General features: G+C 23.0%; 23 protein-coding genes. 19 read left to right on the top strand and 4 right to left on the bottom strand.

What is annotated here, in order from left to right; translation table 4 throughout:
* From ACLFO7_RS03710 to ACLFO7_RS03655, 12 genes are all read left to right on the top strand, one after another.
* Positions 1-969 (top strand): DHH family phosphoesterase, encoded by a 969-nt coding sequence (locus ACLFO7_RS03710; RefSeq protein WP_412032165.1) that lies wholly within the window; start codon positions 1-3, stop codon positions 967-969.
* Between the two features lie 35 nt (positions 970-1,004).
* Positions 1,005-1,256, top strand: coding sequence for a hypothetical protein (locus tag ACLFO7_RS03705; protein ID WP_412032164.1), 252 nt, complete (start codon positions 1,005-1,007; stop codon positions 1,254-1,256).
* Complete coding sequence (gene dnaE, locus ACLFO7_RS03700) at positions 1,243-4,227, top strand: DNA polymerase III subunit alpha (RefSeq protein WP_412032163.1); 2,985 nt, start codon at positions 1,243-1,245, stop codon at positions 4,225-4,227. Before ACLFO7_RS03705 ends, dnaE begins: the two co-directional genes overlap by 14 nt.
* Entirely contained in the window at positions 4,220-5,101 is an 882-nt protein-coding gene (locus ACLFO7_RS03695) for a 5'-3' exonuclease (RefSeq protein WP_412032162.1), read from the top strand. The genes dnaE and ACLFO7_RS03695 overlap by 8 nt, the downstream gene beginning before the upstream one ends.
* Before the next feature lies 1 nt (position 5,102).
* The gene (mutM, locus tag ACLFO7_RS03690) at positions 5,103-5,936 is read left to right on the top strand and encodes a DNA-formamidopyrimidine glycosylase (RefSeq protein ID WP_412032161.1); all 834 of its coding nucleotides are present in this window, start codon (positions 5,103-5,105) and stop codon (positions 5,934-5,936) included.
* On the top strand, positions 5,929-6,543 hold the full coding sequence (gene coaE, locus ACLFO7_RS03685; protein ID WP_412032160.1) for a dephospho-CoA kinase: 615 nt from the start codon (positions 5,929-5,931) through the stop codon (positions 6,541-6,543). Before mutM ends, coaE begins: the two co-directional genes overlap by 8 nt.
* A 146-nt stretch (positions 6,544-6,689) precedes the next feature.
* A complete protein-coding gene (locus ACLFO7_RS03680; protein ID WP_412032159.1) occupies positions 6,690-7,943 on the top strand; it encodes a DnaD domain protein in 1,254 nt (417 codons plus the stop codon).
* A 15-nt stretch (positions 7,944-7,958) separates the two neighbouring features.
* Entirely contained in the window at positions 7,959-8,894 is a 936-nt protein-coding gene (locus tag ACLFO7_RS03675; RefSeq protein WP_412032158.1) for an ATP-binding protein, read from the top strand.
* A gap of 15 nt (positions 8,895-8,909) precedes the next feature.
* On the top strand, positions 8,910-10,571 hold the full coding sequence (gene argS / locus ACLFO7_RS03670; RefSeq protein WP_412032157.1) for an arginine--tRNA ligase: 1,662 nt from the start codon (positions 8,910-8,912) through the stop codon (positions 10,569-10,571).
* Positions 10,572-10,685: 114 nt separating this feature from the next.
* Positions 10,686-11,696 carry a type I glyceraldehyde-3-phosphate dehydrogenase gene (gene gap / locus ACLFO7_RS03665; protein ID WP_412032156.1) on the top strand — a complete coding sequence of 337 codons (1,011 nt, stop codon included), beginning with the start codon at positions 10,686-10,688 and terminating at the stop codon, positions 11,694-11,696.
* An 85-nt stretch (positions 11,697-11,781) separates the two neighbouring features.
* Positions 11,782-13,149, top strand: a complete 1,368-nt coding sequence (locus ACLFO7_RS03660) for a phosphoglycerate kinase (RefSeq protein ID WP_412032155.1) — start codon at positions 11,782-11,784, stop codon at positions 13,147-13,149.
* A gap of 100 nt (positions 13,150-13,249) precedes the next feature.
* The gene (locus ACLFO7_RS03655; RefSeq protein ID WP_412032154.1) at positions 13,250-14,314 is read left to right on the top strand and encodes a hypothetical protein; all 1,065 of its coding nucleotides are present in this window, start codon (positions 13,250-13,252) and stop codon (positions 14,312-14,314) included.
* Here the strand turns inward: ACLFO7_RS03655 and hemW are convergent.
* The gene (gene hemW / locus ACLFO7_RS03650) at positions 14,307-15,356 is read right to left on the bottom strand and encodes a radical SAM family heme chaperone HemW (RefSeq protein WP_412032153.1); all 1,050 of its coding nucleotides are present in this window, start codon (positions 15,354-15,356) and stop codon (positions 14,307-14,309) included. The two genes, ACLFO7_RS03655 and hemW, sit on opposite strands and share 8 nt — an antisense overlap.
* On the bottom strand, positions 15,349-16,233 hold the full coding sequence (gene miaA, locus ACLFO7_RS03645; RefSeq protein ID WP_412032152.1) for a tRNA (adenosine(37)-N6)-dimethylallyltransferase MiaA: 885 nt from the start codon (positions 16,231-16,233) through the stop codon (positions 15,349-15,351). Before miaA ends, hemW begins: the two co-directional genes overlap by 8 nt.
* Before the next feature lie 146 nt (positions 16,234-16,379).
* On the opposite strand from miaA, the gene ruvA reads away from it, so the two are divergent.
* Together ruvA and ruvB are read left to right on the top strand one after the other, a co-directional pair.
* On the top strand, positions 16,380-17,042 hold the full coding sequence (gene ruvA / locus ACLFO7_RS03640) for a Holliday junction branch migration protein RuvA (protein ID WP_412032151.1): 663 nt from the start codon (positions 16,380-16,382) through the stop codon (positions 17,040-17,042).
* Positions 17,014-17,931, top strand: coding sequence for a Holliday junction branch migration DNA helicase RuvB (ruvB, locus tag ACLFO7_RS03635; protein ID WP_412032150.1), 918 nt, complete (start codon positions 17,014-17,016; stop codon positions 17,929-17,931). Before ruvA ends, ruvB begins: the two co-directional genes overlap by 29 nt.
* On the opposite strand, the gene ACLFO7_RS03630 is transcribed toward ruvB, so the two are convergent.
* Together ACLFO7_RS03630 and ACLFO7_RS03625 are read right to left on the bottom strand one after the other, a co-directional pair.
* Entirely contained in the window at positions 17,913-19,091 is a 1,179-nt protein-coding gene (locus tag ACLFO7_RS03630) for a Y-family DNA polymerase (RefSeq protein ID WP_412032149.1), read from the bottom strand. The genes ruvB and ACLFO7_RS03630 overlap by 19 nt on opposite strands.
* A 1-nt stretch (position 19,092) precedes the next feature.
* Positions 19,093-19,824 (bottom strand): TlyA family RNA methyltransferase, encoded by a 732-nt coding sequence (locus ACLFO7_RS03625; RefSeq protein ID WP_412032148.1) that lies wholly within the window; start codon positions 19,822-19,824, stop codon positions 19,093-19,095.
* 133 nt (positions 19,825-19,957) lie between these two features.
* Between ACLFO7_RS03625 and ACLFO7_RS03620 the strand changes: the two genes are divergently transcribed.
* The 5 genes from ACLFO7_RS03620 to rpsF all read left to right on the top strand — a co-directional run bounded on the left by ACLFO7_RS03620 (position 19,958) and on the right by rpsF (position 26,021).
* Positions 19,958-21,430 carry an isochorismatase family protein gene (locus ACLFO7_RS03620; RefSeq protein ID WP_412032147.1) on the top strand — a complete coding sequence of 491 codons (1,473 nt, stop codon included), beginning with the start codon at positions 19,958-19,960 and terminating at the stop codon, positions 21,428-21,430.
* 10 nt (positions 21,431-21,440) lie between these two features.
* Positions 21,441-22,367, top strand: a complete 927-nt coding sequence (rsmH, locus tag ACLFO7_RS03615; protein WP_412032146.1) for a 16S rRNA (cytosine(1402)-N(4))-methyltransferase RsmH — start codon at positions 21,441-21,443, stop codon at positions 22,365-22,367.
* A 1-nt stretch (position 22,368) separates the two neighbouring features.
* Complete coding sequence (locus tag ACLFO7_RS03610; protein ID WP_412032145.1) at positions 22,369-23,493, top strand: hypothetical protein; 1,125 nt, start codon at positions 22,369-22,371, stop codon at positions 23,491-23,493.
* Between the two features lie 97 nt (positions 23,494-23,590).
* Positions 23,591-25,438: a cell division protein FtsZ gene (locus ACLFO7_RS03605; RefSeq protein ID WP_412032144.1), complete on the top strand. Its 1,848-nt coding sequence runs from the start codon at positions 23,591-23,593 to the stop codon at positions 25,436-25,438.
* Positions 25,439-25,583: 145 nt separating this feature from the next.
* Positions 25,584-26,021, top strand: a complete 438-nt coding sequence (rpsF, locus tag ACLFO7_RS03600) for a 30S ribosomal protein S6 (RefSeq protein WP_412032143.1) — start codon at positions 25,584-25,586, stop codon at positions 26,019-26,021.
* Positions 26,022-26,049: the final 28 nt, after the last annotated feature.

The following is a 26,049-nucleotide window of genomic DNA, read 5'->3' as shown; positions in this document are numbered from 1 at the left end:
ATGAAAGAATTAATAAACATAATAATCGATAAAATAAAAAATTATGAAAATATATCTTTATTTTTTCATGAAAGACCAGATTTTGATGCTTTAGGTAGTTGTTTTGCTTTAAGAGAATATATTAGAGATAATTTTCCGACAAAAAATGTAAAAATTATTGGTTTAGACTCTTTGTCTCCAATATATGGATCAACACTATTTACTTTTGAATCAAAAATAAATGCAGCAAGTGATGATTATATAAAGTCATCATTAGGAATTATTTCAGATACAGCAAACTCATCACGTGTTTATTCTAGAAGAAATACATTATGTAAGGAAACATTAAGAGTTGATCATCATCCACAAGTTGAGACAATTGCAGATTATGAATGAATTGATCCAATGATGCCAGCAACATGTGAAATGTGAGCCAAATTATTTTTTGAAAGTAAACTTAAAGTTTCTGCATTGTGTGCAAAATATTTATATGCTGGAATAATCACTGATACAGGCAGATTTTTACATACTAATACATTGCCATCAACATATGAAATAACTGGTAAACTTGTGGCAACTGGATTTAGTAGAGGTGATGTTCATGATGCTGTTTATTTAAGGGACAAAACTCAGATTATGTTTACTAATTTTTTGATGAAAAGACTAAAAATTGAAGATCATATTGCATATTTTGTTATTCCAAAAGGTGCACATAAGAAGTTTCACATATATCCACAACTTTCTATGGTTCATTTATTAAGTGATATCAAAAATGTTAGTGTTTGAACAACATTATATTTTGATGAACAAACAAAAAGTTGAAAGGGTTCATTGAGAAGTAAAGATATACAAATAAATCATATTGCAGCTGAATTTAATGGTGGTGGACATAAATTTGCAGCCGGATTCACATTAGATAGTGAACATGATTTTCATAAAGTAATAAAGAAATTAAAACTCTATTTAAATGACTTAAAAGTCAACAAATAATTTATAATTTTAAATGTATTGATGGTAATTGTTTTATGTTTAACAAAAATAGAAAAGAAAAATTAAGAAGACAAGAATATAGTGAAAAAATATTAAGAGACAATAAGCAAGAAGAAACTACAAAAATTGATATTCATAATTTTGATATTTCAAAATCCGAATATGATTTGTCATATGAAAGATATTCTAGTCTTCCAACCAAAGAATTGAGATATAGATTAGAACATGGATTATTAACTAATCAAGAAAAAGATATTATTAAGAAAATTATCAATGAAAGAAAATAAAAACTTGGTTGCTAATCTTAATACTTATTCACATTATTCTTTATTATCATCTTCTTTGTCATGTGATGATATTATTAAATTTGCTTTGGATAATAAACAAAAATATGTTTGCTTAACAGATACAAATTTATATTGTGCAATTGAATTTTATAAAAAAGCTGTAAAATTCAATTTAAAACCTGTAATAGGTTTAGATATTAATTATAAAAATTTTAGTTTATTAATTATTGCTAAAAATTTTAATGGATATAAAAATTTGATAAAAATTTCATCTCATATTTCAAAATCTGAAGATTTTGATCTGGAAAATTATTTATCAAATGTTTTTATTGTCAATAAAATAGGTTCTGAATATTATGCAAATGGTGTTAGCATATATACTTTTGATCAGGGCAAAGATAATAGAATAGCTGTAAATACAGCAAAATATTTAAAACAAACTGATAATATAATAGTAACAGCTATGAAATACGTACTAGAATCTAAAGTTGTAGAAAATTTAGATGATTTAGACATGTATAAAAATTTAGAACTTAAAAATTTTAGTTTTTTAGAAAATAATTTTGATAAAGTATCAATAGAAAATTTAAATAAGGAAATTCTAAATGTTAATTTAGATATACCATTAAATGAATTTCATTTAATTAAGTATCCTATTGATTCAAAACATACATCAAAAACATTTTTAAAAAAATTATGTGATGATAAATTAAATCAAAAAATACAAGATGGTATTATAGATTCAAAAAATAGAAAAGAATATGAAACAAGAATTGAATATGAATTAGAAATAATTAATTCAATGAATTTCAATGATTATTTTTTAATTGTTCAAGATTTTATATCTTATGCAAAAGACAATGATATTATTGTTGGTCCAGGACGTGGATCATCATCTGGTTCATTAGTTGCATTCATTTTAGGAATTACTGAAGTTGATTCTTTAAAATATAATCTTTTATTTGAGAGATTTTTGAATCCAGGTAGAGTATCAATGCCAGATATAGATATAGATATTATGGACACCAGAAGAAATGAAGTTATTGAATATTTATTTGAAAAATATGGCTATAACCATGTTGCGCATATTGTGACTTTTCAGCGTATTAAATCAAAAATGGCAATTAGAGATATTGGTAGAATATTAAATATTGATTTGAAAATAATTAATAATATTTCAAAATTGCTTAGTCAAGAATTTGATGACGATTTATTAGGTGCCATTAAAAACATAAAAGGATTAAAACCTTATTATGATGAATATAAAGTTCTTTTTGATATTTCCTCTAAAATAATTGGTGCTCCTAGACAAACTGGTTTACATGCAGCTGGAATAGTGCTTTCAGATGTAAGTCTTGATGAAATTGTTCCAACACAATTTGGAGCTAATGGAGAAAATTCTACACAGTTTTCAATGGATTATTTAGAAGAACTTGGATTGTTAAAAATGGATTTATTAGGTTTAACAAATTTATCAACTATAAGTAATATTCAAAGATTAATTAAATATATTTATAAAAAAAATATTGATTTAAATAAAATTAATTTAGAAGATAAAAAGGTTTTTGATTATTTATCAAAAGGTAATACTATTGGAATATTCCAATTAGAATCTCCTGGAATGACTAATTTAGTAAAAAAATTAAAACCTCAATCAATAGAAGACATTTCTCTTTGTTCTGCAATGTTTAGACCAGGTCCGCAGCAAAATATACCATCTTTTTTGGCGAGAAGAAATAAATTAGAAGATGTAACATATGTCCATGAAAGTTTAAAAGATATTTTAGAAGTAACTAATGGAATAATTGTTTATCAAGAACAAGTTATTACCATTGTTCAAAGAGTTGGAAATTTCACTGCAAGTGAGGCTGATATTTTTAGAAGAATTATATCTAAAAAACATGGGGATGAGCTAGATGATTTTAAAAAACAATTTGAAAAAAGAGCTCTAAAAAATGGTTATACAAAAGCTGATTTTGATAAAATTTATAACTATATTTACACATTTGCAAATTATGGTTTTAACCATTCTCATTCAATAGCATATTCTTTAATTAGCTATTGATTGGTTTATTTAAAATATTATTACAAAACTGAATTTATGATTACATTAATGATAGCTTTTGAAGGTACAAGTAGCAAAATTGAAATTTTTATTGAAGAATGTAAGAAATTAGATATAAAAGTTTTGCCTCCAAATATAAATCAGTCATTAAAAAATTTCTCACTGAAAGGAAGAGATATATTAATGGGATTTAATTCAATAAAAGGCATAGGTGAAGAGACATCAAAAAAAATAATTTCTGCTAGAGATAAAATAAAGAATAAAAAATTTAATAATTATATAGAGTGTGTAAAAGAATTATCTATTTCAGGAGTTGGGCAATCAACCATTGAAACACTAATATATGCTGGAATGTTTGACTGTTTTGATTTAGAGAGAGAATATATGTTATTAAATCTTCCTCAACTTATTATGGATTGTAAACAAATAAAGAAAAATGGTGAATTTTTATTTGAGCCAATATTACAAGATGTTTCATCATTTAAAGATAGAATAAAAAAAGAAACAATAAATAATAAGTTTATTGAATTAATAGGGTATGATTTTTTTAATGAAAATGACATATTAAACAATGTTAATAAAAATGAAACAAATTTTACTGAATCACAACAAAATATAATTGATAAATATAATTTAGTTTGTTTAAATGATATTGATAATTCAAAAGAATTTGTCGAATGCTTAGTTAAAATAAAAGGGATAAGAAAAATAAAAACTAAAAATGGTAAAGATATGGCATTTATTTCATTTATTGACAATAGTTCTACAAAATTGGATGTAGCTTGCTTTAATTCTTTATATTTAAATGACTATTTTAAAAGTGATATTTGATATATTGTTTTATTAAAAACAGGTGATAAAGGATATCAGTTACTAAAAGTAAAAGAGGAATTACAAAATGAATAAAAAGGCTATTTTAATTGATGGAAATTCTTTAATGTTTAGAGCATATTATGGAACAATAAATCAAGTTGCATTTTTTGAAAAAAATAACATTTTTCCAACAAATGCAATAAAAACTATGATGCTTATAATTTTTAAAATTTTAGAAAATAATAAATATGATTATGCAGTAATTGCATTTGATCATAAAGACAAAAATTTTAGAAAAGAAGAATTTACTGAATATAAAGGGAAAAGAAAATCTACTCCTGAATTATTAGTTAAACAAATACCAATTATTCAAGAAATAATGCCATTATTTGGGTTAAATACTTTTTGTATTTCTGGTATTGAAGCTGATGATGTGATAGGTTCTGCTTCAACTTTATTATCAAATCATAATATTTTTTGTGAAATTTATTCATCTGATAATGACTTATTGCAACTTGTAAATGAAAATGTTAATGTTATTCAATTTAAAAAAGGAATCACAGAATATATAACTTATACATCAGAAAATTTTGAATCAATGAGCGAAGGGTTAAAACCAAAACAAATTATTGATTATAAGGGTTTATGTGGTGATTCATCAGATAATATTCCAGGAATTAAAGGAATAGGTCACAAAACTGCAATTGAACTTTTAAAACAATTTAATAATTTGGAAAATATCATTAATAATGCTGATTTTATTAAATCTAAATCTGTAAAAGAAAAAATTGTAAGTGGAAAAGAAATGGGAATAAAATGTAAAAAATTAGCAACAATTCTAACTGATTATTTTACTAATAGTAAAATTGATGAATTTGAAACTAAAAAATTAGATTTACCTAAAATAAATGATGTTATTAAAAAATATAATTTTTCTGGATTTAATAAATATATAAAAGGAGAATAATATGCCAGAACTACCAGAAGTACAAAGTATGATAGATACACTTATAGATGATGGATGTTTAAATCATAAAATAATTGGTGTTGAAACAATAATGCCAAAATTATTTAAAAATTCAGATTTTAAAGAATTTGAAAACCACATTATCAATGAAAAGATTGAAAATATTTCAAGAATAGGAAAATATTTAATTTTTCATATATCGCACAAAAAAGTATTTGTGGTTCATTTGAGAATGGAAGGAAAATTATTTTATGATGATGCTGATTTTCCATATAATAAAAGACATACTTTAGTTAGAATAATTTTTAATAATAAAAAAGAATTAAGATATAATGACACAAGAAGATTTGGAACATTTACTATATATAATGAAAATGATTATATTAATTCAAAAGAAATATCAAAATTAGCTTTAGATCCTTTAGATGAGAATTTTAATTGAAAATATTTAAAAAATAATATATCTAAGTCATCAAGACACATAAAAACTTTATTATTGGATCAAACAAATGTTGCAGGAATAGGAAATATTTATGCAGATGAAATATTGCATGCATCAAATATTAATCCTCTGAAGCAAGGAAATAAAATAACAGATAAAGAATTTAAAACAATTTCTGATAATGCTACTAAAATTTTACAACTTGCTGTTAAAAATAAAGGAACAACAATTTCTACATACTTTTTTAAAAGAGAAAAAAAGGGAGAGTTTCAAAATTTTTTAAAAGTGCATACAAAAAAAGATAAACCATGTACAAAATGCAAAACAACTATAGAAAAAATAAAAGTTAATGGAAGAGGAACATATTTTTGTCCTAAATGTCAAAATGAATAATTATTCTAAAAAAGAGAAAAAACTAAATTCTAAGTTAGTTTGTATCACAGGTTTTATGGGTTCCGGTAAATCTACTGCTATTCAACTATTAAGTGAACAAGGATTTGAAGTATTTGAAATGGATAAATACATTCATTCAATTTATAGTAGAAATAAAATAGGATATGAAATAATAAAAAAAAATTTTGGCAGTGACTTTGTTACTTCAACTGAAGTAAATAGATTAAAACTTAGAGAGCTTATTATTAAAGATAAAATAGCTAAAAAAAAACTAGATAGTTTAATGTTAGAAGTTATGATAAATAAAATTAAAGAATTATATTCATTAGATAGATTTATAGTTGTAGAACTTGGCATCTATATATACAATCAAATAGAATTTTATTATCTATTTAAGAAAATAATAGCTATATATTCATGTAGAGAAAACATCAATGATAATTTTAATAAATTTCATCAAGGGTATAATTTTTCCACAAAAGATGTGGAAAACTCAAAAATGCTAGAAAATACACATATAGTTTATGTAGATTATATTGTGGAAAATAATGTTAATTTGGAATCTTTTTTTTCATCAATAAAAAACATTTTTAAAATATTAACTTAAATAAAGTAAACTCTTTTTGTGAAATATTCTAAATGAATAAATTAGATTTGTTTTTTATTTATGCTCCTTTATGTGATATAGATAGACACGTTTAATTAAAGTAATTAATTGCTGATCTTTATATGTTATTCATAAGGAGTTTTTTTATGTCATTATATACAAAAAATACTGTTTATAATTATGTTAATTTTTATAACTATGATTTTAATTCTTTAGAGTTATACAAATTATATATGCCTATTATTTCTTTAAAATCAATGAAATTATTTTTGCATTTATGTTCTGATATATCAACAGTGAATTTTTTCAAATTTTCAAAAAAATATGTTTCTGATTTATTATCAAATTTAGATTTTTCTTCTTATGATTTTGATATTTCTAGAAAGAATCTCGAAGCTGTTGGTTTATTAAAGACATATTGTTCTAAAAATAAATCAGAATTAATTTTTGATATAATTCCTCCATTAAATTTCAGTAGATTTTGTTCAAATCAAAAACTTAGAAATTTATTAATAGATAAAATTGGTAATAAAGAATTTGAGTTTTTAGAAATTTTATTTTCTAAAAATGAAATTCCTAATTATTATGATGACATTTCTAGTGATATAGATGAATATTATGAAAATAATTTTGATGGTATATATGAGTTTAATTTTGATGCATTATATGAAAATTTAGCAAAAACAACATCTATAAGTTTAATAATAGATGAAGATATTAAAAAGTTAATTAATAAATATTATACAGATAAGAAATTCACCTTTGAGCAAATTGAATCATTTATTTATAAATCTATTGTTATGGATAATTCTAATAATAATTTTGTTATTTCATATAATGTTCTTGTTAAAAATTTAGAAGATAATTCTAAAGACAGAATTAAGCAAGATTTTAATAAAGTGATTGAAATAAATAGACATAATGATTTATTTATGGAAAATACTTCTCTGTCTTCTTTGAATAAAGCTTATAAAGATTATTCATCATTTGATAGCGAACAATATTTATTTTTAATTACAAATACTGAATTAAATGCTGATGAAATAGAAACAATAAATTTGTTGCGAAAAGAATATAGATTGAATGATATGTTAATTAATATGATGATAGATTATTCTTTAGATAAAACTCATCATGTCCTTAATGCAAAATATTTAAAAAAGATGGCAAAAAGTTTTAAGTTAAAAAATATAAATTCATTAGATGAAGCATATAATCATTTAATAAATTGAGGAAATAGCGATGTGAAAACAAAAAGATTTAGAAGTGCAAAGAATAATGATTCTATGTTTAAATGCGAAAAAAATTATTCTAACATTTCAGAATCTAATACTTTTTTAGAAAATAGCAATGATAAATATGTTCAAGAAGATTGTATAGATTGAAAGATATTTGAGTAGTTTTAGGTATGTATAATGAAAAAAGAACTTGATTCATTAAAAAAAATAATTAATAGTAGTTTTAATAAGAATAAATATGTATTAAATAATCGTGAAATAGATTTTTATAAATATCATGAGTATTTTATACATCTTGATTTAACTGATGAAGAGATATATAAGAACATCGTTTATCTTAAAAAAATATTATTTGAAACTGAAGAATGCGCAAAGAAAAGCAATGAATGTATAAATTCATTTAATATGCATTTAGATTTAAAACGACATATGGGTAATATTTATGTTTATTATAAACCATGTGAAAAAATGAATATTATTTTAAATAAAAATAAATTTAAGGAATTATATTTATACAATTATTATGATAATAGTGATTTATTTGAATCAATAATAACTCCAGAATCCACTGAAATAAATACTAATCCTTCAAAAAAAGAAGCTGCAATTTTGTTTCAAAATAATTTTAAAAATGATGCTAATACTGGAATATATTTATATGGTAAGTGTGGTGTAGGAAAGACTTTTATGTCTTTTGCTTTTACAAAAGCATATGCTAAAAATAAGAACAAAACTATTTCTTTTGTTTATATGCCTGAATTCGTGAATATAATTAAGTTGGGTTTTAATAATAATTTAGATAAAGAAAAGGGAAACAAAATATTTGAAATTTCAAAAAGTTGTGATGTTTTGGTATTAGATGATTTAGGAGCAGAGTATGCGACAGATTGATTTTATTCAAATTATTTATTAAACATATTGAATATTCGGGTTGCCCAGAAAAAAATTACAATATTTAATTCAAATTATTCAATAAACCAGTTTAAGCAATTATTAGTTAAAAGATGTAAAAGTAATGATTCTATGATAATTTGTGAAAGAATAGTAGAAAGAATAAAACAGTTAGTGAATAATTCTTTTATTGAAATAACTGGAAAAAATATGAGATATTAAAATGAAGGTAAACTTATGATTAAACAAACACTATTAAAAAAAATTGAAAAAATTGTTAAAAAAATTATTTTAGAAAAGTATAAATTAAATGTAAAGAAAATAATTGTAGATAAAGCTAAAAACATTGATAATGGTGATTTCTTTACAAATGCTGCAATGATTGTTTCTGGAATTTTAAAAAAACCTGTAACTGAAATTGGTGAGTATTTAACAAAAACTCTTAAGAAAGATGAATTATTTAAAGATGTAAAATTGTTAAATGGGTTTATTAATTTTATATTGTCAGACAAAGCAAAATTTGCAGTAATTAGTCAAGCATCAAAAGAACAAAAAGAATATGGTCAATTTGTACCAAAAAAACTTTGATACAATATTGAATATGTTTCAGCAAATCCTACAGGTTCTTTACACATTGGACATGCAAGAAATGCTGCTTTAGGGATGACATTAAATAATGTATGAAAAAAATGTGGTATTGAAGTTGATACAGAATATTATGTAAATGATGCAGGATCTCAAATTAATAAACTAGGTTTATCTGTATTTGTAAGATATTTACAAGAACTTGGTGTCAAAGATGCAAAAATGGGAGAAGATTGATATCAAGGAGAAGAACCAAAACAAGTAGCTAAACAATTAGTTAGTGAAATTGGTAGTAAATATAAAAATGTTAAATACACTATGGAAAAAATAGATGATCCAAAAGTGTATGATTTCTTTAAAAATTATTCAAAGAAAGCTTTACTTGAGGTCATTAAAAAGGATTTATCATTATTTAGAACAAAATTTAAAAGATATTATCCTGAATCAAAAATATATGATTTAAACATAGTTCCTTCAACAATAAAAAAATTAGGTAAAAATGTTTATGAAAAAGATGGTGCTATTTGATTAAGAACTAGTGACTATGGAGATGATAAAGATAGAGTAATAGTTAAATCAAATAAAGAATTAACATATTTTATGCCAGATATTGCATATCATAACATTAAGTTAAGTCGTGGATATAATATGATATTTAATATCTTTGGTGCTGATCACAATACATATGTAACTTCAATGAAAGCAGCAGTTGGATGTTTAGGACACAATCCAAACAAATTACATGTTGTTATTATGCAAATGGTTAAATTGACAAAAAATGGTGAAGAATTTAAAATGTCTAAAAGAACTGGTCAATCATTAACATTGAGAGATTTAATTAATACAATGGGTGTTGAAAGCGCTAGATGGTCTTTAATATCACAAGCAAGTGATACTCATCTTGAAATAGATATAAATCAATTTGAAGGAAAAAATCAAGATAATCATTTATTTTATGTTCTTTATGCCTATGCAAGAATCAATAAGATTTTAGAAAAAGCTAAAAAATCTAAAATTTCTTTTGGAAAAAGTGCAAGCAAATTGACTTTAAGTACAGAAAGAGAATTAATTAATATGATGTATTATTATCCTCACACTATTGAAAATATAGCAAATCACTATGAAACTCAAAAAATTCCAACATTCTTATATAATTTTGCTTCCTTATTCAACACATATTATAATGAAGTGAAAATATTGGATTCTACAAATAAGGAATTGATTTCTCAAAGATTATTATTAATTGATGCTATAAGAGCTACAATAGCAAGTGGATTGGGTTTAATGGATATTAAACCAAAAAATAAAATATAGAATTATAAATATAAGCGATACAAAATATTCAATATGATAGATTTTTATTAAATCTGTCATATTTTTTTGCATTATAATAACACTAAGTATATAGAATATATAGGAGAATTTATTATGGCAATTAAAGTTGCAATTAATGGTTTTGGTCGTATTGGAAGATTGACTTTTAGAAGAATGTCAGCAAACAAAAATTTTGAAATTGTTGCTATAAATGACTTGACTGATGCTAAGACATTAGCACATTTATTAAAATATGATACTGCTCATAGAGTATTTAATGCCAGCATTTCATATGATGATAAGGATAAAAATAATCAAGCGATTATAGTTAATTCTAAAAGAATTCCAATTTTTGCTGAAAAAGATCCATCACTACTGCCATGAAAAACATTGGGAGTAGATGTTGTTATAGAATCTACAGGTAGATTTACAGATAAAGAAGGAGCAAGTAAACATATAACTGCAGGAGCAAAAAAAGTTGTTATTTCAGCTCCAGGAAAAGGAGAAATTCCAACAGTTGTGTATAATGTTAATCATACAATTTTGAAGGCAAGTGATAACATTGTATCTGCTGCAAGTTGTACAACAAATGCACTTGCCCCAATGGCAAATGTGCTTGAAAAAGAATTTGGCATTGTATCAGGTTTGATGAATACAATCCATGCTTTTACTGCAGATCAAAGATTACAAGATGCACCACATTCTGATTTAAGAAGAGCAAGAGCAGCTTCTGCATCAATTGTTCCTTCTACAACAGGTGCTGCTAAAGCAATAGGATTAGTATTACCTAGTCTTAAAGGGAAATTACATGGTTTGGCTGTCAGAGTGCCAACAATAACTGGATCATTAGTTGATTTATCAGTTGAGTTAAAAAAGCAACCAACAGTTGAAGAAATAAATGCTGCAATGAAAAAAGCCGCTAATGAGTCATTTGCATATTTAGAAGATGAAATAGTTTCATCTGACATTATTGGAGATGATCATGGTTCATTATTTGATCCATTCTTAACAATGGCTTTAGATGTAGATGGTAAAAAGTCATATAAAGTATTTACTTGATATGACAATGAAAGTTCATATGTTGCTCAACTTGTTAGAGTTATTGAATATGTTGGAAAATTATAACAATTTTAGATTTATAAATATATAATTTACTTAGTTTTAAATATTATAAAGTAGCTTAGGCTACTTTTTTTGAAAGGTTATTATTATGATTTATGATAAAAAAAATATTACTGATATAAATGTTGATAATAAAAATGTAATTGTAAGAGTAGATTTTAATGTTCCAATATCTAATGGTGTTGTAGTTGATGATAAAAGAATTAAAGAAGCGCTGCCTACCATAAATTATTTATTGGAAAAAAATGCAAAGATAATTCTTCTTTCTCATCTTGGTAGAGTTAAAAATTTAGATGATTTGAAAAAAAGAACATTAAAACCTGTTTATAATCATTTAAAAGTGTTATTACCAGATGTTAGTATTTCATTTGAGGAAAACAATACTAATGCAAAATTAGTTGATAAAATAAAGAAAATGTCTACTGGATCAATTATTTTACTAGAAAATACAAGATTCAATGATATTGATTCTAAAGGACAAGTTGTTAAAAAAGAATCTAAAAATGATCAAAAACTTGCAAAATTTTGAGCAAGTCTTGGAGACGTTTTTGTAAACGATGCATTTGGTACTTCTCATAGAGCACATGCATCTAATGTTGGTATAGCATCAAATATTTCTGATTCATGTGTTGGTTTTTTAATTGAAAAAGAATTAAAAATGTTATCAAAAGCTATTAATAATCCAAGTAAGCCTGTTGTTGCAATTTTTGGTGGGGCAAAGATTTCAGATAAAATTAAATCAATTGAAAACATAGCAGGAATATCAGACAAAATTTTAATTGGTGGTGGAATGTCTTATACATTTCAAAAAGCACTAGGGTATGAAATAGGAAAATCTATATTTGAAGAAGAAACTCTTGATGTTGCTAGAGAATTATTAAAAAAATATGGAGATAAAATTATATTGCCAATAGATATTAATGCATCTTTAGAATTTGCTGATACTAAACCTAAAAGATTTAAAGTTACAAATTTTGATAAATCTTATGAAGGATTGGATATTGGTAAAAAAACATGTAAAATTTTTATCAAAGAAATTAAGAAAGCAAAAACTATTATTTGAAATGGACCTTTGGGAGTTTGTGAATTTAATAATTATTCAGCTGGAACAAATGCCATTTGTAAAGCTATTGCTAAATATGGAAGTAAAAATAACGCTTTTACATTAATAGGTGGTGGTGACTCAGCATCTGCGGCTATCAAACTTGGTTATGAAAATGGTTTTAGCCATATTTCAACAGGTGGTGGTGCTTCTATTCAATTTTTAGAAGGAAGTGATTTGCCAGGTATTTCTATTATTAAAAATAGTGGTGATGTAGCAACAAATAAAAAAACAAATAATAAGTCAAAATCTGTTACTTCTTCAAAAAATAGTAAATCAGTATCTAAACCAAAAGAAACAAAAAAATCAATTACAAAAAAATCTGCTTCAAATAAAAAACAAAATAAAAAATAAACTTAAAAATATATATTTATAATTGAAAATACTTTTTAATAATTTAAAAAGTATTTTTTTATTATAATTTATTAGAGATTGTAAGGATGTAATAAACTTTATGGATAGAGTTACTTTTAAATCATTATTCAATGTTGCCAATAAAGTGAAAAAAGATTTAAATTATTATTTTAATGATTTAGATTTTGAATTAGTTGAAAAATTTTACGATTTAAAATCTTTTTTAAATCAAATTAATTATCTTGATAATTATGTATTTAGAAAAGTGTCAAAAATAATAAATAATCTATTGTTAGTATATGATTTTTCTAAACTACAAAATTATAAAATTGATTTATTAACATTAATAACTAGAGATTGTCTTGTGAATAAAGAAGAAATAAATGGCATTGAAAAAAAATTGTCTTATTTCACTTGATTTAATGATTGAATTAATTTTACAAAATTTGATTTGTCAAAATTTGAATCATCTAAGTTGTTTATAAAATATATAAGAAAAGAATTAAACAATAGTAATTTTGTAAGAAATTATAGAGACACTGATTATTACAAATTAATGGATGATATTTTTGACTTCTTAAATTCAAAAGAATTAGATGATTTTCCTATAATTAAAATATCAATCATTATGAAGCAATTTTTTTATTTAACTCCTATCTTATCATTGGAAGTTCTTTTTACAATATTTGGTTTTTTATTAAAAAAATATCATTTAGATATAAATTCTTCTTTTACGTTATTAATTCCATTTATTTTTAATGATGATATTGAATATTCTTTGAAAGTAAATGAAATTCAAAAAATGAATTTATTAGATTTTTCAAATTTTATTAAATCTAATTTAATTAAAACTATTTCTTTTACTTTAGAAATATATAATGACATTATTAATTTTATTAATGAAATTAATAATACTGAAAAAATTGATTTAATATATGATGATAAATTTAAAGAATTAATGTCAAGCGAATTGATAATAGATTTTCCCAAACTGTATTTATTTGAAATTTATTTTACAAGACATTTATATAATCAAAAAATGAAAGAATTCATTTCTATAGGATTAATTGATGATATCGCAACTAATTCATCATCTACTTTAGTGAATAAAAAAATGTTAGATTTAATATACTTAATAGAATATAAAAAAGCAAAATTTAAATAAGATTAATTAATAATGAATCCAACAAGTTAATGTTTTTTAGAATTAACTTGTTGTTTTTTATTTTTATCATTGATTTATTAATTTGATTTTTATAGAATTCATATGCTTTTTTATTTCTACTATTTAAATTTATACCATCTGTTAATCTTAGTCCCATCATAAGTATGTATAAGTAGTATTCTTTATCGTCTAATATGTTATTTTTTATTTTGTAATTTTGATATGATCCTACATTAGTGTAATAGTTTTTATTTTCTAATCCATATGCTCCTATACCTATTGCCATTCAGTCCTTTAAATTTCAATAAGCAAGGTTATGATTGCTTCTATATTTTTTAGAAATAGATCAATTAGAAACCTCATATCTTTTAAACTTTGTTTTTTTTAATTTTTTTATTATGTATTCTAATTGTTTTTCTTCTTCATCTGTATTAATAATATATTTCATTTTTTTTAGAATAGAATTTTCTTTAATTTCTAATGAATAAAATGAAATGTGATTGATATTGTTGTTTAGACAAAAATTAATAGCATCATCTAAGTCTGATTTTTTTAATAATGGTAAATTATAAATAAAATCACATGATATATTATTTATTTCAAATTTTTTTAAAATTTTAATTGCATCAACAGCATCTTGAATGGAATGTTTTCTATTTAGTAATTTTAAAATATTATTATTCGTTGTCTGAACACCTAATGATATTCTATTGACATTATTTAACTTAAAAACTTTTATTTGACTTTCTGTTATAAAATCAGGATTACACTCTATTGTAAACTCAGTATTAAAGTAAATATTTTTTTGAAGAGATAAAAGAAGTTTGTTTAACAAGGAATCAGACAAAAAATTTGGAGTTCCACCCCCTATGTAAATTGTTTTGAATTTATTTTGAATTCTATTAATTTTGTTAATTAAATCATTTATATATAGTTCTACTTCAAATTCATTTTTTGGAATTTTTCTAACAAAATCACAGTAAGTGCATATATATTTACAAAAAGGAATATGAATATATAAATGTTTTGTAAATTTATTCATTTAAAAAATCCTTACATTTTTTTATAACTTCATTTAAATTGTTTTTTTCTTTGTCATAAATAATGTCAACATTAAATTTATTTCTTATTCATGTAATTTGTCTTTTTGCATAGTTTCTTGTCTTCTGTTGTATTTTTTCAACATTTATATTTGTATTTGAAATTATTGCTTCATATACATCATTATAACCAATAGCTTTTAATGCATTGTTATTTTTGTAATTTGAATCTTGTATTAAATCTTCAACCTCACCCTTTCAATTCATATTAATCATGTCTATTGTTCTATTATTTATTTTTTCATATAATTTGTTTCTTTCCACGTGTACAGAAATAATTATGTATTTAAAAATGCATCCTTTATTTTTTTTATCCTTTTCTGATTTAAGTTGCTTAAGAGATAAAATAATTCTTAATGCTTGTTTTATTCTTTTTTCATTATTTATATTTATTTTTTTAGCTTCTTCAGGATCTAATTCATTCAACTTATTTCATAATTGAACAGTTGACATATTCCCAAATTCCATATTTCTGTCTATTTCTTTTAAATCATAATTTTTAATTATAGAATCTATATACAAATTTGAACCACCACATATTATGTAATTTTTGTTTGGATTATTTTCTATTAATAAATTAATTTCTTTTTGAAATTCTTTTATATTTCATTCATCATTTATGGATTTATTATTAATAAAATGATGTTTTACTTCTTTTAAGTCTTGTGAAGTTGGTTTATTAATTCCTGCATTAATTTCTCTATAAATTTGAAAAGCATCGGCATTAATTATTTCCAAATTCAATTCTTTTGCCAATATCATTGCTAAATCACTTTTTCCGCTTGCAGTTGGACCAACAATAATTATCATTTTATTCATAATAGTCTCCAAAATTTATAAATGTTATATAACACACATAAATTCATTATATTGTAAAGACTAATATTATTAATTTCTTTTAAAAAAAAGTAAAAAATTATAATTTTCAAAATTATTTTCGTTTTTATATATGGGGGATATTTAAAATGTATGAATATATAGTAGGAAAAATAAATTATACAAATACAAATTATGTTATTTTAGAAAATAACTTCATAGGTTATAAAGTCTTTGTTAATGGAATAGATAATTTAGATTTAAATGCTTTCCATAGACTTTATTTATATACAAGAGTAACACAAAATAATAAAGGCAATTTTGTTTATGAGTATTATGGATTCAAAACAATTAATGAAAAATTCTTTTTTGAATTATTATTAACTTTAAATGGCATTGGTCCAAAAACTGCAATGGCTATTTTAAAAAATGATGTTTCTTTATTAAAAAAACTAATAAAATCCAATGATATAAAAACATTAGAAACTTTACCAGGTTTCACAAATAAATTATCTATTATGATTGTAAATCAGCTAGGATATAAATTAAGAAATGAAATTATTGATAATAAAAACAGTACAATAAATTCTCAAGAAAATGATTCGTTGGACAATAATTGAATGGAAAAAATTCCAGATATTGTTAATTCTTTAAAAGTATTAGGTTACAAAAAACAAGATATAGAATATGCATTGAATGAACTTGAAAATAATTCAAATACTAATAATGGTTTAGATATAAATGATTTAGTAAGTGAAGCAATAAAAACAATAATAAACAAAAATGGACATACTACAATTAAGGCCAACTAATTTTGATGATTTTCAAGGTAAAACAAGTTTAAAAAATAATTTAAAAATTTATATTTCTAATGCAATTACAAATAATAAAACATTAGATCATTGTTTATTTTATGGACCACCTGGAGTTGGCAAAACAACTATTGCTAAGATAATTGCTAATGAAATGAAAACAAATATAAAAATTATTCAGGGTCCAGAAATAAAAGAAAAAGTTGATCTAATAAATTTGTTATATTCTATTAAAGAAAAAGACATTTTATTTATAGATGAAATTCATTCATTAGAACCAATGTGTTATGAAATGTTATATTCAGTAATGGAAGATTTTGTTATGAATATAAATATTGGTAAAGATTTTAATGCAAAAGTGGTGTCACTACAATTACCAAAATTCACAATTATTGGAGCAACAACAAAACTGGGAAACTTGCCTGACCCATTTGAAGAAAGATTTGGAATAGTTGAACATATAGAACCTTATAGCAATAAAGAAATATATGAAATATTAAAATTTACAACAAGCAAATGTGATATAAAAATGAATAAATCTATTTTAAATGTTATTGCAAATCATTCAAAAGGAATACCACGTATTTCAAAAAGAATTCTATCTAGATTTAATGATCATTACTCATATCAAAAAGAAGAACCAAAAATAATATTAAAAAAAATAGGAATTTTTGAGTTGGGATTAAATTCTATCGATTTGAATTATTTAAAAGCAATTAATACTAATAAAAAAATGGGAATTAAGTCATTGTCACAAATTTTAAATATAGATGAAAAAACAATAATAAATAAAATTGAACCATATCTTATACAATTAAATTTTGTTACTAAAGATAGTAATGGGAGATCTATTACTAAATATGGTAAAGATTATTTAGATGGTTTATAATAATGTTTTTTTAATTCTGAAGCCTTAAATATTGCTTTACTACTTAGACTATTATTAACATTAACAATTATAGAATCAATGTCATTATAGTTATCATTAAACATATTCATCTGTTCTTGGGTGAATATGTTTCTTTTTATTGGTCATAAAGAAACACTAATATTTTTGATTTGATTATATTTTGTATTGGGTATATTTTTGTCAAATTCAAAAATTATTTTATTTTCATTTAAATACTTTTGATTTGTATTATTTTTTATGTTTATTGTATCAATATCATTTGATATATATTTAATTTTTAATGTTATATTGTTAAAAGAATAATTACCTTCAATTAAATTTTTGTTTAAACTATTTGTAATATTGTAAAACAACTTTTTATATTCATTAAAATCATAATATTCAATAATGCTATGACTCCTTCCAATTGATTTTGGATCTGCTGATGTTTCTATTTTTTGACTGCCAAATCCTAATGCATTTCCTTTGATGCTTATTCAATGAGAACCTATTTTTTTTTGAATTTCATTTTCATTGTATTGTTTTTTTACAATATCACCAATTACATTTATTCCAAGTTCTTTTAATGTGTTTGATGTTGTTTTTCCCACTGAATACATTTTAGATATATCTAAATTATATATTTTGTCTTTAAAATTATTTTTGTTTAAAATTCCAAAACCATTAGGTTTGGATAAATTAGTGGCCATTTTAGCTAAAAATTTATTTCAACTACATCCAATAGTACATTTTAATTTTCAATGTTTATATATGTATTCTTTTATGTAATATGCAAATTCTTCTTCGGTTCATGATTCATACTTAGTATTCTTTAATGAAATATATCATTCATCAATTGATCCGATTTCAACTAATTTTGTAATTGTTTTTAAAAAAGAATAAATTGCAAATGAATAATAACTATAGTCTTCAAAATGAGCATCAGCAATTATTAATTTAGGATAAATTTTTAATGCTTTACTTATTGGCATTGCAGATTTTATTCCAAGTTCTCTTGCAACATAATTTGCTGATGAGACTACTCCTCTTTTTCCTCTTCCGCCTACAACTAATGGTTTATTTTTAAATTTTATGTTTTTATTTTCTTCAATTGATGCAAAAAAAGAATCCATATCAATATGAAAAATTATATACTCCATTCTATCACCTCAAGTATGTTAAAAATTCTATATTATTTTTTTTTGCTCCTTTTATTGGAGATTCGCAAATATTTATTAAATCAAAATTATTATTTTTGCAAAATGTTTTAAAACTATTGATTACATGATTTAATAATTTTGGATGAACCTTTCCTTTTCCTTTTGATATTTCTTTTGGGGTCAATTCAAATTGAGGTTTTAATAAAAAAATTCCACTTATGTTTTTTCAATTTAATTCTTTAATCTTATTTAGTATTTTTTGTATAGAAATAAAGGAAACATCACAAGTTATAAAATTAACATCATTAAAATCCAATGCATTTATATCTTTGAAGTTTGTTTGTTCATACAAATACACTTTTTCATTATCTTTTACTTTTGGTGATAATTGATTTTTTCCAACATCAATGCAATAAATTTTTGCAGCATTATTTTCTAAACATACTTGTGTGAATCCTCCAGTAGATGATCCAATATCCATAACTATTTTATTTGATATATCAATATTGAATTTTTCTAATGCAAATAAAAGTTTATATGCAGCTCTAGATACATACTTTTCTTCTTTCAATATTTCAACAATATCATTTTCATTAACTAAAAAATTTGGCTTGTTAATGATATTTTTGTTAACCAAAACACAATTATTATTTATTAATTTTTGAGAAAGATTTCTTGAATTTACATTTAAATATTCAACAAGATATTTGTCCAATCTTTTTTTGATATCCATATTATTACCAATTTATTAATAATTTTACTATATCTTGTTTAAAATAATAGTTATGAATAATAAAGGTAATATAAAAAAAAATAATAAGAAATTGATTTATGATATAGTGTCAAAAATATTTCTAGGAATATTTATGGGAATAAGTGATGGTATTCCAGGATATTCAGGTGGAACAACTCTATCACTTTTTAATTTCTATGATGTGTTAATGAATAAAATTAAATTGCTTTTTAAAAAAAATAAATCATCAATTTGATTTTCAAACCTATTTTCTTTGCTTCCTTTTTTTATTGCATGAATAATATTTCTAATTTTATTTTCTTTGTTTAGCTCTTTTATTTCAAAACAAGGAACTAATTATCAAATAGTACTATTTATCTTATTTTTTAGTTTTTCTTTTTTTTGTATTCCAATTTTTATATTAAAAAATATTTATTTTGATTGAAATAAAATAAAAAATAACAATATAAAAAAGAAATTGTATCTAGCTGTAACAACTATAGTATTTTTTTTAATCATTGTTTCTATTGGAATATATTTGTATTTTAATGGAGGAATCTCTTTAGAAAAAAAACATATTGGAAATAAAATACAATTTAATCCATATGTATTATTGATATTATTTACTTGTTTTTTATCTGGATTTTGTATGTTTATTCCTGGTATAAGTGGCAGTTTAATACTATTTTTGGCACAAACTTATGATGATGTTTATTGAGTTGCATTACAGAATCCTTTAGAAAATATAGGTTTATTGTTATTAATTGTTTTATTTATTATATTAGGTATAGTTACAAGTATATTTACAATTAATTTATTAATAAAAAAATACTATTATTTTTTTAAATGTATTTCATTAGGTTTGGTTTGTGGTTCTCCAATAGCAATGATATTGAGTTTTTTGGGAAATAATTCATATTTAATTTCTTTACAATCAATGTTTATGCAATGAAATAACTCAATTATTTTTTTTATATTAGCAATTAGTTTATCAATTATTATTAATGCTTTTTTATTATTTGCATTTATTTTTAAAAATAAAAGAATAAAGTTGAAATTTATGAATTTAGAATATTTAAAAAATTCAGCTCTTATTGTTGTTGACTTGCAAAATGATTTTTATATTAATGGAAGTTTAGAGATAAAAAATAGTGATGAAATTGTTGATTATATAAGTGATGTAATTTATTTTTTTAAAATAAAAAATTTAAAAATAATTTTTTCTCAAGATTATCATCCTTCCAATCATTGCTCATTTTCATTGTGGCCCAAACATTGTGTTAAGGGAGAATATGGTAGTGAGTTTGTTGAAATAATCAGTAAACAAGATGCCGATATTATTATTAAAAAAGGCACAAGCATAGATGTTGATAATTATTCAGCATTTTATGATGGTAATGATGAATCAAAACTTAATAATTTCTTAAAAGAGAATAATATTGTAAATCTTTATATATTAGGATTAGCTGGTGATTATTGTGTTAAGCAAACAGCACTTGATGCATTGAAGTTTGGTTATAATGTTGTCCTTTTATCTAATGGTATAAGATGTGTGAATAATGATTTTAAATTGTCATCTATTAGTGACAAAATTAGAATAGTTTAGTAGGTAATTTATGAATGATTTTAAACATGTATCAGTTCAAAAAGATAATGCAATTCAATTATTAAATATTAAACCAAATGGTATATATGTTGATTGTACATTTGGAAGAGGAGGACATTCTATTGAAATATTAAAAAAATTAAATGAAAGCGGGAAATTGATATCTATTGATAAGGACATAGAAGCTTTTAACTATTACAAAAGTAATTTTGAAAAGCATGATAATCATTTATTTGTTCATGATACATTTTCAAATTTAGAAAAAATATTGGACAGTTTAAATATTAATTTTGTAGATGGTTTTCTTTTTGATTTTGGAGTCTCAAGTCCAATGTTTGATGATGGGTCTAGAGGATTTAGTTATAAGTCAGAAGGCCCATTGGATATGAGAATGGATCAGAGACAAAAAATTGATGCAAAATTTATTATTAATAACTATAGTGACAAAGAATTAGCAATGTTATTTAAAAAATATGGCGATATTAAAAATCCATATTATGTAGTAAAAGAAATAATTAAGTCAAGAAGTGATAAACCAATTTTAACAACAATTGATCTTGTTAATATTATAAGAAAATCAGTTAGTATCAAAGAATTGAATAAAAAAAAGCATTTTGCAAGACAATATTTTCAAGCAATAAGAATAGAAGTAAATAATGAATTATATGAAATACAAAAGGCAATTATTGCAGCATTAAAAAGACTGAACTCTAAAGGAAGAATTGTTACTATCTCTTTTCATTCTCTTGAAGAAAAAGAAGTTAAGAAAGCGTTTAAAAGCATTTTAAATCATGAATACCCTAAAGAATTGCCTGTTAATAACATAAAAAATGAGTATAAAATTATTAACATTAAAGATAAATGAGCCACAGATGATGAGATACAAAAAAATCATAGAGCTAGAAGCTCTCTTTTAAAAGTTATTGAAAGGAATTAATATGTTTAAAACTTATGCTGTTATTTCTTTTGGTAATTATGAAACTAAAATTCTTATTTCAAATTTTATAAATGGAAAGATATTTCCAGTGTATAAAAGTAGTTTTTTAACAAAAAATTGTTTTAGTAACTCAGTAATTGTTGATAAAGAGTTGTTGACAAAAATATTAAGTGATCAAATTAAAAGAATTCCAATTAGTTTAGACAAGACAATATTAATATTTAATTTACCAATTAAAAAACTAAATATTAAAGATAATGTATCTAATGAAATAATTTTTAAAAATACACTTACACATAAAAAATGGGATGAAATTTTAAAAAATACAATGGTTAATAAATCATCTAAAAAATTATTAGAATTATATTCGAAGTGTTTTTTGGTGAGAATAAATTCTAATAATTACTGACCAATACCATTTAATAAATATGTGGAAAAAATATCTTATACATCTAGACATTATTTGGTTGATAGAGATAATATGGAAGAATATTTTAAAATTGCAAATGAACTAAAATTAAATGTAAAACTATTTAGTTGTGATAGTTTGGTTATCAGTCACTTATTTGGTAATTTTGAAAGAAAAAGAAAACTATTGCTAAACATTGGTCATTCTGAAACTTCTTTTGAGTTGTATGATAATATGATTTTAACTTATCAAATGACTTGCCCATTTGGAATAAAAAATCTAACATCAACTATTTGTGAATCAGCAAACATAGATGAAATTACTTCCATTGAGTTGTTAAAAATATATAGAAATCTTTCTCCAATTGATAATGATTTACCTCTTGTAAACCATTTTAAAGAAAGATTTTTAGATTATTCTCAAACAAAAATTAATGATATTAGTGCATTAATTACAAGCTGAATAATAAAATTAATAAATCACATTAATAGTCATATTAAATTCTTTTTAGAAAAGAAAATTGAGATTGATGAGATATATATTTATTCTTCAACTAATATATTTAATAGCTGAATAGAGTTTATTAAGAAAAGATTAGTTAAATTTTCTGATGTGATATGTTTAGAATCAAAATATATTGGTGTAAGTGAGTCCAAATTTCTTTCATTAATTGCAACAATGTTGCATTTTGATAAGGAATATAAAGAATATAAATAAATATGAATAAAATATATTAAGATATATAAATGTATAATTGTGAATATGTTGAAAAATTATGGCTAAATTCTAATATAATTTTTTAGGGAGTTAAATTATGAACAAAAGTAACATTGACAAAATTTTGAATTCAATAGATGAAACACCTAGAGTTAAAACAAATGCAAATTTTCAAAAACCAAGCATAGATGAATATTCTAGTAAAACATATAGTAATTCAAATGCAGCAAACTATAGACCAATGCCTCAAGTTGAAGCAGAGTTTAAAAATAATTCTAATAGGATGCCTCAAGCAAAATATCAAAGAAATGAAGAAAATATGAGAAACGACAATAATACAAATTATAGACAAGCACAAACACAAGTTAAACAAAAACAAGTTTCATTAGCAGATGATGATAGAATTTTTGCTAATGGTCAAAATGCTGAAGAATTAGAAAAAACTATTGAAAAACACTTTGGTAGTGGTTTTGATAGTAGTATTGATGAACCTACAAATAATGGTATAAAAATAAAGAAAAATGTAAACTCTATTCTTGCAGAGATAAATAAAAGAACATTTATTCAAACAATGTCTAAGGATAAAACACAATTTTCTAAGACATTTAACATTAAAGTAGTTGGTATAGGTGGTGCAGGTAACAATATTGTTAAATATATGAAAACATCACAAGAATGACCTGATTTTGTTCAAATTATTGCTTTAAATACTGATTATGTGGCTTTAAGTGCAATGGGAGATTTAGCTGATATTTTTATTTTAGGAGCTAAAGAACTTGATGGTAATGGTTCAGGTGGAGATCCTAATGTGGGTAAAATGGCAGCTGAAGCAGATGCAGAAATAATTAAAGATATGTTAAAAGGAACAGATATTTTGATTTTAACTGCAGGTCTTGGTAAAGGTACTGGTACTGGTGCTACTCCAATTATTGCAAAAATTGCTCAAGAACTTGGAATTTTAACAATTGGTTTATTTAATCTTCCTTCAATTGGTGCAGAGGGTAATAGAACATATTCAAATGCATTAAGTGGTTTACAAAAATTATCTTATTTATGTAATGGCTTAACAACAGTAAATAATGATAAAATTATTTCTTTAGATAGAGAAAGAACATCTATTAAAAAAGCATTTGAAGGTGCTAATCAATATATAAAAACAATCGTAGAAGAAATTATTAACATTATTACAAAACCAAGTGATATTAATATTGACTTTGCAGATGTTAGAAACTTTTTTGAAGATAAAAATGGTTTTTTGTTCATGAGAATAGATTTGACAGACTATACAAAGGATGCAATAAAAGAGTCTTTGGAACATGCTATTAAAATGGGATTAAGTGATGTCAATATCAATGAATCACAAAAAGCACTTATTAATTTTAGATTAAATGAAAATGTTCCAAGCATTATTTTAGAAAATACAAGAAGTGCATTAAAGGAATTAGTTTCAGTTAATAATATTAACATTGTCCATGGTATTTCATATAATGATGTTTATGAAAATGCTCAAATTAATGTTTTATTAACAGGTTCATTTGAATTGGGTGCAATTGATGAAGAAGAAGAAATTTCTTCATCTCAACCAGCAATTGGCACTTCTTCAATTGATTTAAATGCTTTGAGTGAAGAGGAAGAAGAAGATGTTTTTCCTACACCAAAAACTAATCCAACTCAAAATTCTGACACTTCATCATTGTCTCCTATTAAATCAACATCTAATGATTTTTATGATTACTATAATAGACCAAAAACTTCATCTTATTCATTTGAAGATGATGACGATGAAACTTTAGATAATCAAAGATATGGTAATGGAAATCCAGTAATTAATAGAACTGTTCCTACAACTAATTTAAGTAGAGAGTATGATGATAAACCTAAAAAGAAACTTCCATGATGAAAAAGACTTTTTGGTAGAAAAAATAATAGAAGAGAAGAATATTAAAAATTTATTTAATCTCATATAGAAATATATGAGATTTTTATTATTTTGTAACTATAAATTATATCTTAAATGTATAATATATATGCATTCAATAAAAAATGCACTCTTTGCCGAGTTAAGGCTATACCCATAAAGAGGAGATAAAATGGCTAAATATGAGATTATGGTTATTGTAAATGGTTCTATTAAAGAATCAGAATCTAACCAAGTGATTACTGAAACTAAAAATTTATTGAAAAATGCAAAAGAACTTAAAGTTACTAATATGGGCTTAAGAGATTTAGCATATCCTATTAACAAAATTAAAAAAGGTTTTTATTTTGTTTTTAATTTTGTTTGTGATGATCCATCAATAATTGCAGAATTTAGAAGAGTAACTCTTCTAAACAAGCATGTTCTTCGTCACTTAATTATTAATCTTGAAAAAGATTATGCATATAAATCAACTATTAACCCTAAAAAGATTGCAAGATCAAAATTTAGAGCTGATAGATATAAAAGAATTAAAGAGTCAATTTTGGCAGAACAAGAAAAAGCTAAGATTGAAAGAGACACAAGTAGTGTAAAATTAACAGACATTTAATAAATATTATTTTGAAGAAACAAAGGAT

The organism is Malacoplasma muris (assembly GCF_046774425.1).
Classification (GTDB): domain Bacteria; phylum Bacillota_I; class Bacilli_A; order Mycoplasmatales; family Mycoplasmoidaceae; genus Malacoplasma; species Malacoplasma muris.
This window is presented reverse-complemented; position numbering and strand designations above follow the sequence as displayed.